General features: G+C 60.8%; 17 protein-coding genes. 7 read left to right on the forward strand and 10 right to left on the reverse strand.

Going from position 1 to position 15,398, the window contains the following annotated elements; genetic code table 11:
* Positions 1–23: 23 nt before the first annotated feature.
* The 4 genes from GQF02_RS04785 to yjgA form a co-directional block, all read right to left on the reverse strand.
* Positions 24–461, reverse strand: a complete 438-nt coding sequence (locus GQF02_RS04785; RefSeq protein WP_160795242.1) for a c-type cytochrome — start codon at positions 459–461, stop codon at positions 24–26.
* A 240-nt stretch (positions 462–701) separates the two neighbouring features.
* Positions 702–1,496 carry an indole-3-glycerol phosphate synthase TrpC gene (trpC, locus tag GQF02_RS04790; RefSeq protein WP_160795244.1) on the reverse strand — a complete coding sequence of 265 codons (795 nt, stop codon included), beginning with the start codon at positions 1,494–1,496 and terminating at the stop codon, positions 702–704.
* A gap of 27 nt (positions 1,497–1,523) precedes the next feature.
* Positions 1,524–2,489: a YheT family hydrolase gene (locus GQF02_RS04795; protein WP_220789338.1), complete on the reverse strand. Its 966-nt coding sequence runs from the start codon at positions 2,487–2,489 to the stop codon at positions 1,524–1,526.
* A gap of 8 nt (positions 2,490–2,497) precedes the next feature.
* The gene (gene yjgA / locus GQF02_RS04800) at positions 2,498–3,037 is read right to left on the reverse strand and encodes a ribosome biogenesis factor YjgA (RefSeq protein ID WP_124735323.1); all 540 of its coding nucleotides are present in this window, start codon (positions 3,035–3,037) and stop codon (positions 2,498–2,500) included.
* A 96-nt stretch (positions 3,038–3,133) separates the two neighbouring features.
* Between yjgA and pmbA the strand changes: the two genes are divergently transcribed.
* Complete coding sequence (gene pmbA, locus GQF02_RS04805) at positions 3,134–4,477, forward strand: metalloprotease PmbA (protein WP_160795246.1); 1,344 nt, start codon at positions 3,134–3,136, stop codon at positions 4,475–4,477.
* 73 nt (positions 4,478–4,550) lie between these two features.
* Positions 4,551–5,045: a disulfide bond formation protein B gene (locus tag GQF02_RS04810; protein WP_220789339.1), complete on the forward strand. Its 495-nt coding sequence runs from the start codon at positions 4,551–4,553 to the stop codon at positions 5,043–5,045.
* 275 nt (positions 5,046–5,320) lie between these two features.
* Here the strand turns inward: GQF02_RS04810 and GQF02_RS16135 are convergent, their stop codons facing one another.
* From GQF02_RS16135 to GQF02_RS04825, 4 genes are all read right to left on the reverse strand, one after another.
* Positions 5,321–5,560: a pirin family protein gene (locus GQF02_RS16135; protein ID WP_220789348.1), complete on the reverse strand. Its 240-nt coding sequence runs from the start codon at positions 5,558–5,560 to the stop codon at positions 5,321–5,323.
* On the reverse strand, positions 5,539–6,036 hold the full coding sequence (locus GQF02_RS04815) for a pirin family protein (protein ID WP_220789340.1): 498 nt from the start codon (positions 6,034–6,036) through the stop codon (positions 5,539–5,541). The genes GQF02_RS16135 and GQF02_RS04815 overlap by 22 nt, the downstream gene beginning before the upstream one ends.
* A gap of 90 nt (positions 6,037–6,126) precedes the next feature.
* Complete coding sequence (locus GQF02_RS04820) at positions 6,127–6,705, reverse strand: flavodoxin family protein (RefSeq protein ID WP_124735320.1); 579 nt, start codon at positions 6,703–6,705, stop codon at positions 6,127–6,129.
* A gap of 404 nt (positions 6,706–7,109) precedes the next feature.
* On the reverse strand, positions 7,110–9,353 hold the full coding sequence (locus tag GQF02_RS04825) for a heavy metal translocating P-type ATPase (RefSeq protein ID WP_160795248.1): 2,244 nt from the start codon (positions 9,351–9,353) through the stop codon (positions 7,110–7,112).
* Positions 9,354–9,433: 80 nt separating this feature from the next.
* Between GQF02_RS04825 and cadR the strand changes: the two genes are divergently transcribed.
* Entirely contained in the window at positions 9,434–9,865 is a 432-nt protein-coding gene (gene cadR, locus GQF02_RS04830; RefSeq protein WP_160795250.1) for a Cd(II)/Pb(II)-responsive transcriptional regulator, read from the forward strand.
* A gap of 225 nt (positions 9,866–10,090) precedes the next feature.
* Here the strand turns inward: cadR and GQF02_RS04835 are convergent, their stop codons facing one another.
* Both GQF02_RS04835 and tsaD read right to left on the reverse strand, forming a co-directional pair.
* The gene (locus GQF02_RS04835; protein ID WP_160795252.1) at positions 10,091–12,004 is read right to left on the reverse strand and encodes an ATP-binding cassette domain-containing protein; all 1,914 of its coding nucleotides are present in this window, start codon (positions 12,002–12,004) and stop codon (positions 10,091–10,093) included.
* A 94-nt stretch (positions 12,005–12,098) separates the two neighbouring features.
* Complete coding sequence (gene tsaD, locus GQF02_RS04840; protein ID WP_160795254.1) at positions 12,099–13,124, reverse strand: tRNA (adenosine(37)-N6)-threonylcarbamoyltransferase complex transferase subunit TsaD; 1,026 nt, start codon at positions 13,122–13,124, stop codon at positions 12,099–12,101.
* Positions 13,125–13,272: 148 nt separating this feature from the next.
* Between tsaD and GQF02_RS04845 the strand changes: the two genes are divergently transcribed.
* The 4 genes from GQF02_RS04845 to GQF02_RS04860 all read left to right on the forward strand — a co-directional run bounded on the left by GQF02_RS04845 (position 13,273) and on the right by GQF02_RS04860 (position 15,165).
* The gene (locus tag GQF02_RS04845) at positions 13,273–13,689 is read left to right on the forward strand and encodes an OsmC family protein (RefSeq protein ID WP_160795256.1); all 417 of its coding nucleotides are present in this window, start codon (positions 13,273–13,275) and stop codon (positions 13,687–13,689) included.
* A 67-nt stretch (positions 13,690–13,756) separates the two neighbouring features.
* A complete protein-coding gene (locus GQF02_RS04850; RefSeq protein WP_160795258.1) occupies positions 13,757–14,407 on the forward strand; it encodes a fumarylacetoacetate hydrolase family protein in 651 nt (216 codons plus the stop codon).
* The gene (locus GQF02_RS04855; RefSeq protein WP_160795260.1) at positions 14,407–14,817 is read left to right on the forward strand and encodes an RNA-binding S4 domain-containing protein; all 411 of its coding nucleotides are present in this window, start codon (positions 14,407–14,409) and stop codon (positions 14,815–14,817) included. The genes GQF02_RS04850 and GQF02_RS04855 overlap by 1 nt, the downstream gene beginning before the upstream one ends.
* An 81-nt stretch (positions 14,818–14,898) precedes the next feature.
* Positions 14,899–15,165 (forward strand): hypothetical protein, encoded by a 267-nt coding sequence (locus GQF02_RS04860; RefSeq protein WP_124735304.1) that lies wholly within the window; start codon positions 14,899–14,901, stop codon positions 15,163–15,165.
* Positions 15,166–15,398 lie beyond the last annotated feature (233 nt).

A 15,398-nucleotide genomic window follows, 5' to 3' on the forward strand; every position in this document is an offset into this window, starting at 1 on the left:
GGCAGCTTGCGCCTGGTAACGGCTTAATCGGCCTTGCGGAAACTGTCGTGGCAGGATTTGCAGCTCTGGCCGACTTTGCCGAAGGCCGGCTTGATGGCGGCCATATCGCCGGTGGCGGCGACTTTGGCCAGTTCAGCCGTTGCGGCTTGATGCGCCGTGATCTGCTTTTTCCATTCGGCCGGCTTGGACCAGATTTCGGCCTTGGCTTCGGTCTTGCCCTTGTCCGTACCCGGGGTGAAGTACTGCCATGGCTGCTTGGAGATTTCTTCCAGATGCGCGGCCAGCTTGGCAAATTCGGCCTGATTGTAGGCGGTCTTGCCCTTTACCATGTCACCCATCGGGCCGAAGGTTTTCTTGTAATCCTTGAAAACGTCCTGGCGCTGGGTCACTGGGTCGGCAGCGAAGGCCAGCGAGCAGCTCGCGGCAAGGACGGCACTTAGCAGCAGTTTTCCGGCATTCATAGATCAGGCTCCATTGTGGTCAGGGAAAAGATAGCTGGCAGCATATCATTTTTGGGTAAAGTCCACATTCAGCCGAGTGTTAATGAATATTTTTTTCTTGGAGCCTGTTCGCCATCGCGCAAGCTAGCGCGAGACAAGGCGAAAACGGCTGGGAAAGCGCAGCGTATATAGGGTCTATGCGCATTTCCACGCCGTTTTTAACGCGGTATCGCGGGTGTGCAGCAGATCGTGGATCGACTCTTAGCCGGCAAATACCCGTGTCAGCGCCGCACCGGGGTCGGCTTCGCGCATAAAGGCTTCGCCGACCAGGAAGGTATGCACGGCATGCTCGCGCATGCGTGCGACATCGCTGGCGTTGACGATGCCGCTTTCGGTGACGGCGATGCGTTCGCTGCCGATTTGCGGCAATAGCGCAAGCGTGGTGGCCAGGTCGACTTCGAAGGTACGCAGATTGCGGTTATTCACGCCGATCAGCGGTGTCTTGAGTGTCAGTGCATTGTCCAGTTCGGTGCCGTTATGCACTTCCACCAGCACGGCCAGTCCCAGTTCCTGCGCCAGCGCTTCCATATCGCGCATCTGTGCGCGCTCAAGCGCGGCGGCGATCAGCAAGATGCAGTCGGCACCCATGGCGCCGGCTTCATAGATCTGGTAGTCGCCAATCAAAAAATCCTTGCGCAGTACCGGCAAGGGGCATGCTTTGCGTGCCTGCTGCAAAAATGCGCTATCGCCCTGGAAATAGGGCACATCGGTCAGAACCGACAGGCAGGCGGCGCCATGTTCGGCATAGCTTTGGGCGATATCTGCCGGGCGGAAATCGGCGCGGATCACGCCCTTGCTCGGGCTGGCCTTCTTGATCTCGGCAATCACGGCCGCGTCGCCCGCCGCGTGCTTGGCGCGGATGGCTGCGACAAAGTCGCGTCGTTCTTCGCGCCGGTCTTCGGCTTCGGCGCGCAGCGAAGCGAGCGGGCGGCGGGCGCTGTCGCGGGCGACTTCTTCGGCTTTGGTGGCCAGAATCTGGTTCAGAATGTCGGACATGGTTTCTCCTGCAAGGTCTGTTGTTTTTTATTCTGGCGCGTGTGTGTGTTCGAAAAAGCGCAGCAGGCGTTCGGGTAGCCAGGCCAGATGGCCGGGGAAGCGGCCGCTGGCAAAGCCGACATGGCCGCCGTGCTCGGGCTGCTCCAGCGTGACATAGCGGCTGACTTGTGCCGCGTCGGGCAAGGCGCTGGCCGGCAGAAAGGGGTCGTTTTTGGCGTTGATGATCAGCGTCGGGCGGCAGATGGCCGGCAGCAAAGGCTTGCTGCTGGCGCGCGCCCAATAGTCGTGCACGTCGCGGTAGCCGGCCAGCGGCGCGGTGACCAGATCGTCGAATTCGGCAAAAGTGCGTGCAGCCCTGACCCGTTTAGCGTCAAACAGGCCCGGGTGTGCCACCAGTTGCGCCAGCGCCTTGGGCTTGAGCGTGTCGAGGAACATGCGGGTATAGATGCCGCGCCCCAACCCTCGATCCAGGCAGGTGCTGGCAGCGGCCAAGTCCAGCGGTACCGAAACGGCCGCCGCCGCCTGCGTCAGTGCCGCCGTGCCGGATTCGCCCAGGTACTTGAGCAACATATTGCCGCCCAGCGATACGCCGGCGGCAAACAAGGGATGCTGTTCCTGGGCCAGGCGCGCCAGTATCCAGGCGACTTCTGCCGAATCACCGGCATGGTAGGCGCGTGGCAAGGGGTTGGGCATGCCGCCGCAACCGCGAAAATGCGGTACGACACCATGCCAGCCGCGCGCGGCAACCGCCAGCATCAGCGCGCGCGCATAGTGGCTGTCGCTACTGCCCTCCAGCCCGTGAAACAAAACGACCAGCGGCTGGCCGCTTTGGCCGTGGATACGGTCTACGGCGATCTGTGCGCCATCCGGTGTGGCCCACAATTCGCGCTGGTAGGCAGGGCGGGGCGGGCGCATGAATAGCGCCGGCCAGATAGTCTGGGCATGGCCGCCCCGCAGCCAGCGCGGAGCGTGATAAGGCAGAGGAGCGGTCATGGTCGGGCTTAAGTGTTTTCTTCCTTGAGAATCTTCTTGCCCGGTTCCGGGTGGAAGTCTTTCAGGGTCTGGAACAGCTGGCGGTAGGCCTTGGGCGTTTTCTGCTCGGCCAATTCCTTGCGTGCATTGCGGATGGTGGTGCGCATCTGCTGCACATCGGCTTCAGGGTGCTCGGTGATGAACACGGCCAGCATGGCATCGTCCGCCATCAGGCGGTCGCGCCAGCGTTCCAGCAGCATCAGCCAGGCCGCATGCTGCGAAGAGTCGCCGCGTACGATGGCCAGTTGCTGGCGGATAGGCTCGGGGTCGATGCTGCGCATCAACTTGCCGATATATTGTTCCTGTCGCTTTTTCGCACCGTGGCTGGTGAGGCGCTTGTGCTCGAGTACGGCTACGCGCAGGTCTTCGTCCAGCTCGATTTTCTTGAGCTTGTCGGTGGAGAGTTCGGTCAGTGCCTTGCCCAGCTCCTGCAGCGCGTCCATCTGGCGCTTTTTTTCGGATTTGCTGGTCAGGCCTTCGTCTGCACTATCGTTGTAAAGGTTAGTCATGCTTGTCGCTGTGATTCCATTCAAGGCTGGTATGATACCCGAAAATACCGGCGCCCGATTCGCCGTGGTGCCGGCTCCCACTACACAAAGGTTAATATGGCAGACTCTGCGTTCAGTTTCAGTCGTGCGGCTCTGGAGGCCGTGAGTGCGCGTGTGCTTGATCTGGCCCACAAGGCGGGCGCGAGTGCTTGCGAGGTTGATGTATCCGAAGCCTGCGGCCAGTCGGTCAATGTCCGCCTGGGTGAAGTCGAAACCATCGAATACAACCAGGACAAGGGGGCGACCGTCACCGTGTACCTGGGGCAGAAAAAAGGCCACGCCAGCACTTCCGATTTTTCCGAGACGGCGCTGGCCGATACGGTAGCTGCCGCGATCAATATCGCGCGCTTTACCGGCGAGGATGAAAGTGCCGGTCTGGCTGATCCGGCCTTGCTGGCCAGTGACTTTCCCGAGCTTGATCTGTATCACCCGTGGAATCTGCCGGTCGAAGAGGCCATTGCCCATGCGCTGGCCTGCGAAAATGCCGCCCGCAGCGTGGATGCGCGCATCAGCAACTCCGAAGGCGCCGGTGTTTCCAGTCAGGTCAGCCAGTTTGTCTACGCCAATAGCAACGGCTTTATGGCCGGCTTCCCCGGTTCGCGCCACAGCATTTCCGCCGCCGTGATTGCCAGCGACCAAGGCGCGATGCAGCGCGACTACTGGTATAGCTCGGCGCGTAAGGCCAGCGATCTGGATGCTTTCGATGCCGTCGGACGCATTGCCGGCGAGCGCGCCGTGCGCCGTCTGGGCGGGCGCAGCATCAAGACCGGCAGTTATCCGGTTCTGTTCGAAGCACCAGTGGCTTCGTCCCTGATCGGCCATCTGGTCAGTGCGGTCAGCGGCGGCAGCCTGTACCGTAAATCCAGCTTCCTGCTGGACTCTTTGGGAACCCAAGTGCTCGCGCCTTGCGTCACCATCGATGAAGACCCGTTTGTAATGCGCGGCTTTGCCTCGACCCCGTTCGATAGCGAAGGGGTGGCCACCCATGCGCGCCGTCTGGTCGATCAGGGCGTACTGAACGGTTACTTCCTTGGTTCTTATTCGGCACGCAAGCTGGGCATGCAAAGCACCGGTAATGCCGGTGGTAGCCACAACCTGCTGGTGCATACCACTGGCGAGAGCTTTGACGAGCTGCTGCGCGATATGGGCACGGGCTTGCTGGTGACCGAGCTCTTGGGGCATGGCCTGAATCTGGTGACCGGCGACTATTCGCGCGGTGCGGCCGGTTTCTGGGTGGAAAATGGCGTGATCGCCTATCCGGTGGAAGAAATCACCATTGCCGGCAATCTGGCCGATATGTTCAAGCACATCAGCGCCATCGGTAGCGATGTGATGGTGCGTGGCGGCAAGCATTGCGGCTCGATTCTGCTGGAGCGCATGATGGTGGCCGGCAGCGAGTAAGCACCACGCTGACGATAATTAAAAAAGTTTGATGGCCGGCCTGCGCCGGCCTTTTTAAAAGCAGGGGATAAGCATGAAGTTGGAACTGCCTGGCCGCCGTGCCGGTTTCTTGTTGCTGGCGCTGGCCTGCGCCGGCGCCATGGGCTTTGCCCTGTTCGCGCAGTATGTGTTGGGACTGGAGCCATGTCCGATGTGCATCATGCAGCGCATCGCGGTGATCGCGGCCGGTATTTTTGCCCTGCTTGCGGCCTTGCTGCCCTTGTGTCAGGCGCGGATAGCCGGGGTGCTGGCACTCTTGTCGTCGCTATCTGGCGGCGCGGTGGCCGCGCGCCAGGTGTGGTTGCAGCAGCTGCCGTGGGATCAGGTGCCGGCTTGCGGGCCGGGGCTGGACTATATGCTGGAAACCATGCCCTTGTGGAGCGTGTTTTCCAAGGTGCTCAAGGGTTCGGGCGAGTGCGCCGTTGTTGACTGGACCTTGTTCGGCCTGTCGATGCCGATGTGGAGCGGCCTGTTTTTTGCCGCCTCGCTGGGCTTTACCCTGTTCCTTTTGTGGCGTAGCCGCAGCTAAGGCAAACTGTCTGCCGGTATCACTTTTCGACAGGTGTGTTTTTGGGCGGCAGGCCATCTTGCCCGCGCTTGCCGTTCCACGCTTTGGCTGCATGGCTGCCGTCGCAGAACGGCTTGTTATTGCAGATGAGCTACTGGATGAGTGGTGGCTGCCCGTACACCAGATCGGGCCGTTTTCTTAGGATTACGCTGCGCTAGCGCGGTTCGGCTTCACGCGAGCTGGGCGAGACCGAAGAATCCTGACACATGCTGCTCCTTCCTTTTGAAGGATTGTCTTCAGCGCTCGGGGCCTTCGTTTGGGCGCAGATCAAATACCAGCACCTCGGCACCTTCGCCGTCGCTGAAAGTCAGCAAGGTTTCATCGCGGATGCGGGCACCATCGCCGGCGGAAAAAGGCTGGCCATTGACGCTGAGCGTGCCGCGCGCGACGTGAACATAGGCATAGCGCTGGTCAAGCGGCAGGGTGGCCGTCTCACCTGCGTCAAACAGGCCGGCTACACCCGCACATCCTGCCAGACCGGCAAGGCATCGTCGGCCTCGTCAGGCGAAATGATCAGGCGCAGGCGGCCACGGCGTTCCTCTGGCGGGAAGTGACGCTGCTGGTAGCGCACCGGCCCGCCCTGGCGGTCAGGGACGATCCAGATTTGCAAAAAATGCACGGACTCACAGTCCGAGGCATTGTATTCGCTATGAAGCACGCCGCTGCCGGCGCTCATCATCTGCACATCCCCCGGCCGGCACACTTCTTCGTGCCCTGCCGAGTCCTTGTGCGCCAGCCCGCCGGACAGCACATAGGAAAAAATTTCCATATTGCGGTGCGGGTGGGAGCCAAAGCCCTGACCCGGCTCGACCGTATCGTCGTTGATCACCAGCAGGTCGGAAAAACCGGTCTGTTGCGCATCGTAGTAATGGCTGAAAGAGAAGGTGTGGTGCGAATGCAGCCAACCCAGTTGCGACAGTCCGCGCATCCTGGCGCGTAGAAATTCGATCATGCTGTCCTCCTTTGCGTTGCGGCCGGCAAGCCAGTCCTCCGGCAGATCTTTATCTGCCGAGCCTGCGCCGTTTACCGGGTTCTCGTATCCTCAAGCAGGATGCCAGCGTAGCAAGGCATTCGCCACCCGGATGCCGAACTGGTGGCCGGTTGCGAGGTCTCCGGGCAAAGGCCCTTCGTCGGGGCTGGCATCAGAGGGTGATTGGGCGATGGCGCCGGCGTAGGAACCCAGCCAGTTGATGTCGTTGCGTTGTGCGGCCTTGCTATTGGATGGCAGCATGCCCGAGCCTACCCACAGCATGCCGTGCTGCATGGCCAGCGTAATGAAGTAGTGCAAGGTCGAATGCTTGTCGCCGTTGACGCTGGCCGAATTGGTAAAACCGGCGGCCAGCTTGTCTTTCCATACCTGGCCAAACCAGCGCCGGCTGCTGGTGTCGGCAAACTTCTTGAACTGCCAGGACGCTCCGCCCATATAGGTCGGGCTGCCGAAGATAATGCCGTCCATGCCGTCAAGCTGCGTCCATGCTTCATCGCTTAACTCGCCCTGTGCGTCCAGCGCGAGCAGTTCAAGATCGATGCCGGCAACGCTGGCGGCACCTGCTGCGACAGCCTCGGCCAGCTTGGCGGTATGGCCATAACCACTGTGATAAACGATTGCCAGTTTAGGCATTTGGATGCTCCTGCTCGAGATGGAGTAGATAGGCGCTTATGGCGCGCCGGCATGGAGTGCTGCCTTCATCGTTGTATGACATTTCCCGGGTCAATGCCGATTGCCTGCAGATGTAGCCGCAGCGGCGAGATGGTGCTGGTGGTGAGCTTGAGCGAAGTGGTGCAGCCGGGCGTGATTTATACCACGTGCCATTTTCCGCAAACGGCGTCCAAGGCTTCAAGGCCTTGCTGGCGCAGGAAGGCAATGTGCTGGCGCCGCGCTGACGGTTATGTTTTAAAGGAGTGCCTGTTTTTTAGTCAGTTGCAGCCAGACCTTGTCGTGGCAAGGCCTGGCTGCGCTTATCCACAGCCTGCCCCCAGCTTTGTGCGCTGTCTTTGTGGGTGAGTGTGGATAGCGTGCTGTCTTTATCCCGTCTGTTTTTGCAGCAGGCGCAAACCGTTGGCAATCACCAGCAAACTTGCGCCCATATCGGCGAATACCGCCATCCACATGGTGCCCATGCCGGCGAGGGTAAGCAGCAAAAACACCGCCTTGATGCCCAGCGCCAGTGCGATGTTCTGCAGCAGCACGGCGTGGCAGCGGTGCGACAGGCGGATAAAGGCCGGCAGTTTGGCCAGATCGTCATCCATCAGTGCCACATCGGCGGTTTCGATGGCGGTGTCGGTGCCGGCTGCGCCCATGGCAAAGCCGATATCGGCGCGCGCCAGCGCTGGCGCATCGTTAATGCCGTCGCCCACCATGCCGGTCACGCCTAGCGCGCAATAGGCAGCGACCGCGTCCAGCTTGCCCTGCGGCAGCAACTGGCCGCGTGCATCGTCTATGCCGGCAGCGTCGGCGATGGTACGTACCGTGTGGGCATTGTCGCCGCTCAGGATCACGGTTTTGACCCCCAGCTCATGCAACTGGGCAATGGCGGACCGGCTACCATTTTTAATGGTGTCGGCCATGGCAAACAGCGCCAGTACCTGCGCCTCATCCGCAAGCAGGGTTACGCTTTTGCCTTGCTGCTCCAGTTTGGCGATTTCGCCGTCTATGGTCGCATTGCTCAGCTCCCGCGCCTGCATGAGCCGGTGCTGGCCAAGGGTGTAGTTTTTGCCTGCGAGCGTGCCGCTGATGCCTTGCCCGGGCAGGGCGGAAAAATCGCTGACCCCAAGCGCTGGCGCGCCATCATGTGCCAGCGCCCGCACAATGGCACGCGAGGCGGGGTGATCGGAGCGCCCGGCCAGGCTGAGCACCACTTGGCGAATGGCGGTTTCGTCGTGCGCATTGAAAAACAGGGTGTCGGTCAGCTCGGGCCGGCCGTGGGTGAGGGTGCCGGTCTTGTCCAGTGCCAGCCACTTGAGTTTGCGTCCGGCTTCTAAAAATGCACCGCCCTTGATCAGGATGCCGGCGCGCGCCGCGGCCGTCAGTGCGCTGACGATGGTGACCGGAGTGGAAATTACCAGTGCGCACGGGCAGGCAATCACCAGCAAGACCAGCGCCTTGTAGATCCAGTCATGCCAGTTGCCATCCAGCAGCAGTGGCGGGAGCAGGGCGGTTGCGAGTGCCAGTGCGAAGATGAGCGGGGTGTAAACGCGGGCAAAGCGGTCGATAAAGCGCTGCATCGGTGCGCGCGCGCCTTGTGCCTGTTCGACCGCGTGCACGATGCGTGCCAGTGTCGAATGGTCGGCGCGGCTACTTGCGCGGTATTCCAGTTCGCCGGCCTGGTTGATGGTGCCGGCAAATACGGTGTCGCCTATGCTTTTTTCCACCGGCAGGCTTTCGCCGGTGATGGGGGCCTGGTTGATGGTGGACTGCCCGGCCGTCACCACGCCATCCAGCGCGATGCGCTCGCCGGGGCGTACCCGTATCAGGCACCCCGCTTCTAGCGTTTTGGCATCGCGTGTCTGCCATATGCCATCTTCGCCCTGTACGGTGGCCGTTTCCGGGCTCAGTTGCATCAGCGCGCGCAGCGCATGGCGCGCCCTGTCCAGCGATAGCGCCTCGATGCGTTCGGCCAGGGTAAACAGCACCATGACCATGGCCGCCTCAGGCCATTGGCCGATCAGCGCAGCGCCGGTGACGGCAATGCTCATCAGTGCATTGATATTGAGTTCGCCATGGCGCAGCGAGATCCAGCCTTTTTTGTAGGTCGACAGGCCGCACAGGACGATGGCCGCGATGGCGCAGGCAGCAGCCAGCAGTGTTCTTTGCCCTGTCCAGTGGGCCACTTCTGCCAATAGCGCCATCAGGGCGGCGCCAGCGAGCGGCCACCAGACGGTTTTGACTACCGGGCTTTCTTGTGCGGGCGCATCGTCTGGCAATGGCTCGGCCTGCATGCCCAGCGTGCTGATGGCCTGCACGATTGTGTCCTGTATTTCGCCGTTATGCACCACGGTCAGTACCCGCTGCATCAGGTTGAATTGCAGCGTGGCAATGCCGCTTATGCTAGCCAGCTTCTTGCGCAGCAGCGCTTCTTCAACCGGACAATCCATCGCCGCGATATAAAAGCGGCTGCGACTGTGGCCAGGCGGAACGGCTAGCCTAGTTTCGGGCGCTTCTGGCGCCGTGCCATGGCAGGCGCCGCTGCAGCAAGTGGCGCGCTTGGGGCTGGCGGTGTCAGTCGCAAGGTGCGGGTGGGCGGCGCTGGAGTGGGTACGGTAATGCATGATGACATCCGCTGGATTCTGTTATGGTGTATTGCACACCCTGAAGCGACTACAGGGTCAAGCATGAATCGAGGCAGAAGATGAAAATAGGTGAATTGGCGCAGCTTGCCCGTTGCACGGTAGAGACGGTGCGCTACTACGAGAAGGCGGGCTTGCTGGCAATACCCGAGCGCAATGCGGCCAATTACCGCCACTATGGCGCGGCGCATGTCGAGCGTTTGCGTTTTATCCGCAACTGCCGGGCGCTGGATATGACTCATGAAGAAATCCGTGCTTTGCTCGGGCTGATGGATACGCCGGCGGCGCAGTGCGGCGAGGTCAACCAGTTGCTGGATGCGCACATCGGCCATGTCGATGCCCGCATACAGGAACTGACCGAACTGAGGGCACAACTGATGGATGTACGCCGGCAATGCCATAGCGAACAATCGGTGTCCGCCTGCGGTATTTTGCAGGGGCTGGCCCAGATGGATGCCGGGGAAAAAAACGGGCGTCACACCCATCTTGGCTAGAGCGGATGCTCGGCTTTTTCATGGGGTTGGATCGCGCCCCGGATTTTGCCATTATGAAAAAACCGTCGTCAAAACAAGGTGTTGACGACGGTTTTGCCGGGGGCAGTCCTGGTTTACCTGGTGGCAGGGGTGCGTGCTGGTGTGTACTGCTTTTTAAATGTGCAACTCGGCCAAACCCTTGTTTTTTAATAGGTTTGGCCGGGTTAATTTCATTTATCCACAGGATTATCCCTGTATTTCTGTGGATAGCTGCTCCAGCTGCTCCTGCACATCCATCCATTCTTCCTCGACCTGCTCGATACGGGCGACGGTTTCACCCTGCTTTTGCAGCGTTTCGGTCAGCCGGCTCTTGTTGGCCGCGCTATACGCGTCTTCACTGGCAAGAAAAGCCTCCAGCTCGTTTTTCTCGCGGTTAAGCTTGTCCATCTCCTTTTCCAGCTTGTCCAGACGCGTAGTCAGCGGTTTTTTCAGCGCATTGAGCCGTTTGCGCTCGTCGGCTTGCAGGCGCTTTTCTTCTTTGCGCGTGATGCCGCTGCCGCTGTCGGCACTGCTGGGCTTGCCGCTATCGGCCAGTTCGGCGATACGCTGCTGGCGGTAGTCTTCCAGATCGCCATCAAACGGCGTGACCGCGCCGCCGCCCACGCGCCAGAACACATCGGTGGTGGCCTCGAGCAAGGAGCGGTCATGCGAGACCACGATCAGGGCGCCGCCAAAGTCCTGCAAGGCCAGCGTCAGCGCATGGCGCATTTCCAGGTCCAGGTGGTTGGTCGGTTCATCCAAGAGCAGCAAATTGGGTTTTTGCCATACGATGAGCGCGAGTGCGAGGCGCGACTTTTCACCGCCCGACATTGGCCCGACCGGGGCAGAAACTTCATCACCACGGAAATTGAAGCCGCCTAAAAAGGTGCGCAGCTCCTGCTCGCGCACGGTGGGTGCCAGTTTTTGCAAATGCCACAACGGCGACTCGTCCGGGCGCAGCGTTTCCAGCTGGTGCTGGGCGAAATAGCCGATCTGCAGCATCTGTGCGCCGACAAGTTCGCCCTGTTGCGGCTTGAGTTCGCCCGCCAGCAATTTGACCAGTGTCGACTTACCCGCGCCGTTGACGCCCAGAAGGCCGATGCGCGCACCGGCTTCGACCGATAGCGTCAGATTGCGAAGTATGGGCGTGTCGCCATAACCGACGCTGACGTTTTCCAGCTTGAGCAGCGGATTAGGCAGCTTGTCCGGTGGGGCAAAAGAAAAGTCGAATGGCGAGTCTGTATGCGCCGGCGCCACGCGTTCCAGCTTTTCCAGCGCCTTGACCCGGCTTTGCGCCTGACGCGCCTTGCTGGCCTTGGCCTTGAAGCGGGTAATAAAGGACTCGAGGTGGGCGATCTGTTTTTGCTGCTTCTGGAAGTCGGATTGCTGGCGCGACAGCTTTTCCGCGCGCATGACTTCAAAGCTGCTGTAGTTGCCGGTGTATAGTGTCAGCGTCTGCTGCGCCACTTCGACGATATGGGTGGTGACCGCGTCGAGAAAATCGCGGTCGTGCGAGATCACCAGCAAGGTGCCGGGGTAGGCCACCAGCCAGTCTTCCAGCCACAGCACGGTCTCGATATCGAGGTGGTTGGTCGGTTCGTCCAGCAGCAATAAATCGGAGCGGCACATCAGTGCCTGCGCCAGATTCAGGCGCATGCGCCAGCCACCGGAGAAATCGGACACCGGCCGCGCCTGGCCTTCCTGGCTGAAACCCAGGCCGGTGAGCAGGCGCGCGGCGCGCGACTCGGCGGTATAGGCATCGATATGTTCCAGCTCGCCATGCAAGTGGCCGATTTCGACGCCGTCGTTGGCCTGCTCGGCGAGCGTGAGTTTTGCCTGCAAGTTGCGCAACTCATGGTCGCCATCCAGCACATAATCCAGTGCGCTTCTGTTAAGCGCCGGTGTTTCCTGCGCCACATGGGCGACTGTCCAGTGGACCGGCACTTCGACTTCGCCGGCATCCTGCTGCAACTGGCTCATTAAAAGCGCAAACAGGCTGGATTTGCCGGCACCATTGGCGCCGACCATGCCGATACGGTTGCCGGGGTTAAGGGTAAGGCTGGCGTTAATCAGCAGCTCTTTCAGGCCGCGACGCAGATTGACGTTCTTCAGTTGGATCATGGGTTTCCGCTATGCCGTTTCCGGCAGAAATTCCGCTGCGCCGCGTGCCCTGGCCATGTTGGCAGGGCACGCGGCGGCATTAAGGTCGGGGCGTTCAGGCTTTGGGCAAGGTGGCCAAGTCCCAGCGCGGCTTGACGCTGAAGCCACCGGCGCCATGGGCGAATTTAAGGCGCATGGCACCGGCAAAGGCGATCATGGCACCGTTGTCGGTGCATAGCGCCATGGGCGGATAGAACACGGCAAAGCGGTATTTGGCCGCCGCAGCATTCAAACCTGCACGCAACTGCTTGTTGGCGCCGACGCCGCCGGCGACCACGATGCGTTTCATGCCGGCTTTTTTCATTGCCTTCAGGCATTTATGCACCAGCACGTCGACAATGGCGTCCTGAAAGGCGCGGCAGATGTCCATGCGCGCCTGTTCGCCGATTTCCCCTTCGCTGGCTTCTACCTGGCGCGTCAGCGTCAGTACCGCCGTTTTCAGGCCGGAGAAGCTCATGTCCAGATTGTCCGAATGCAGCATCGGGCGCGGCAGGGTGAAGCGGTCCGGATCTCCGGACTCGGCTAGTTGCGACAGGCGCGGGCCTCCCGGGTAATCCAGCCCCAGCAGCTTGGCCGTCTTGTCGAAGGCTTCGCCGGCGGCATCGTCCAGCGTCTCGCCCAGAATTTCATAGTCGCCTATGCCGCGCACCGCCATGATCTGGGTGTGGCCGCCGGACACCAGTAGCGCCAGAAACGGAAACTCGGGCCGCGATTCGGCCAGTAGCGGCGACAAGAGGTGGCCTTCCAGATGGTGGACTTCGATGACCGGTTTTTTCAGCGAGTAGGCCAGCGCATTGGCAAAACTGGCGCCCACCAGCAAGGCGCCGCCAAGGCCGGGTCCCTGGGTGTAGGCGACGGCATCGATGTCGGCCAGCGTTTTGCCGGCTTCTTTCAGGCAGGCCTCGGTGAGCGGCACGACGCGGCGGATATGGTCGCGGCTGGCCAGTTCGGGAACCACGCCGCCGTACTCTGCATGCATCGCCATTTGCGTATGCAGTTGCTGGGCGATCAGCCCGGCTTCGAGGTCGTACAGTGCAACCCCGGTTTCGTCACAAGACGATTCGATTCCCAATACCAGCATGATGGCTTCTTGATAAAACAATCTAAGCATTTTACCGGTGATTCTTTGCCAGCCCAAATCCGAGTGATAGGCTATTCGATTCGGGTGGCCATGTTGGCCGGTAAAATACGGATAAATACAGGTATTGCGCCTGTCAAAAGGGGAAAAGATGAAAGCCAGGCTGAAATGGGTAGACGGGGTGTGTTTTATGGCGGAAACCGGTAGCGGGCACGCGGTGGTGATGGATGGTGCACCCGAAGGCGGCGGGCGTAATCTGGGGCCGCGTCCGATGGAGCTGTTATTGGTCGGCACCGCTGGCTGCACCAGCTATGACGTCCTGTCCATTCTGAAAAAATCGCGCCAGGAAGTGACGGACTGCTGGGTGGAGATGGAGGCCGAGCGTGCGGAAACCGAGCCCAAAATATTCACCAAAATCCATTTCCATTTCGTCGTCACCGGGCGCGGTCTGAAAAGCGATGCCGTCGAGCGCGCGATCCGCCTGTCGGCGGAAAAATACTGCTCGGCCTCCATCATGCTGGGCAAAAGCGCCGATATTACGCATGACTTCGAAATCCGCGAAGATTAAGCCGGTACTCGATAGCGGGGGCGGCTTCGTGGAATAATCGCCCGTATCAAACTACGAGGTAAACGCCATGGCCGAATTGCTGGTCGATACTGTCCCGTTCCGGGTGGGCAATATTTTCTGCATCGGGCGCAATTACGCCGCCCATGCTGCCGAGCTTGGCAATGCACTGGAAGAAGAGCCGCTGGTGTTTCTTAAGCCCACTTCGGCGCTGATCGGCGAGGACGCGCCCATCACGCTGCCGGCCTATTCGCAGGATGTGCAGCATGAGGCTGAACTGGTGGTGCTGATAGGCAAGGGTGGGGCCGATATTGCCGAGTCCGGGGCGCTGGAACATGTCGCCGCCTACGGCATCGGGCTGGATCTGACTGCGCGTGATGTACAAAGCGAGGCCAAGCGCAAGGGCCTGCCCTGGGTCAAGGCCAAGGGCTTTCGTACGGCGGCCTGCGTGTCGGCACTGGTGGATGCGCGCCGTGTGCCCGACCCGCAAGCCCTGCATTTTTCGCTGACGGTGAATGGCGAAACACGGCAGCAAGGCGACACGGCCATGATGCTGTTCTCGGTGGCAAACATTGTCAGCACGCTGTCGCGTATTTACGGCCTGGCCGAGGGTGATCTGATCTACACCGGCACACCGGCCGGCGTGTCGGCGCTGGCGTCGGGCGACACGGTCGCCGTGCAGCTTGATGGGCTGGTGAGTGCAGCCTGGAGGGTGGCGTAATGGCGCGCGGCAAGGCGGTAGAGCAGGAAGACGACAGCCGCTTGCGACTGGATAAATGGCTGTGGGCTGCGCGGTTTTTCAAGACGCGCGCGCTGTCGCACGAGGCAATCGAGCTTGGGCGCATCGAAGTGAATGGCGAGCGGGTCAAGGCGTCGCGCGTGGTGCGCGAGGGCGATGTGCTGGATATGAAAATCCAGCAATTGCCGTGGCGGGTCACCGTATTGCAACTGTCCGGCCAGCGCAGGCCAGCCAGAGAAGCGCAGCTGATGTATGTCGAAGACGCCGAAATCAAGGCCGCGCGCGAGGAAAAAATGTTGCTGCTCAAAGCCGAGCATGCCAGCTTTCCGCATGGCGAGGGGCGGCCGACCAAGCGGTCGCGGCGCGAGATCGACAAGTTTCGCGGCACTTGATGCGCGCTTGCCTGCAGCGCGCGGCGGGTTTATTCTGCGCCGCTTCATAAGCTCACCCTTATGCGCTGCGGCGCACGTCCTATGCGTAAACCCGATACCCGTGCGGCCATGTACGCGCTGATTGCCCAGGTGCGCGCGGCCATGCCGTTTCATCTGCCGGTCGCGGCCATCTGCCAGGGGTTATGCAATGGCTGCTCGAAAAAGTTGCTGGAGTTTCTGGATGTCGAGCTGCTTGACTGGCAGGCACGGCTGGATGCCGGCGAAATGCCCAAGCTTGGCGAAATCGACAAACTCGCGCGCCTGAGCGGCAAGGTCTACAAGGTCTTGCAGCGCAATCAGCTGGTGTAGCGGCATGTTCACGATTTTCTGAGTGGCATCGTGTAAGCGGGTATTGCGCCATCGCTCGCAGTTTTTCCACAGGTGCCTGTTTTCTCTGGCCAACGAAGCTGAGTCTGTGAGAATCACCGCGCGTGTGAGCAACTTGTGACGCCTGGCCATCTGCATGGTTGAGATTCCCCGGCTTTCGTCCAGATTTTTTGGCCTGCTGGCCAAACACGGTCACGCCATACTGGTTTTGGGCG

The organism is Craterilacuibacter sinensis, from assembly GCF_009831765.1.
In the GTDB taxonomy this organism is placed as follows: Bacteria; Pseudomonadota; Gammaproteobacteria; order Burkholderiales; family Chromobacteriaceae; genus Craterilacuibacter; species Craterilacuibacter sinensis.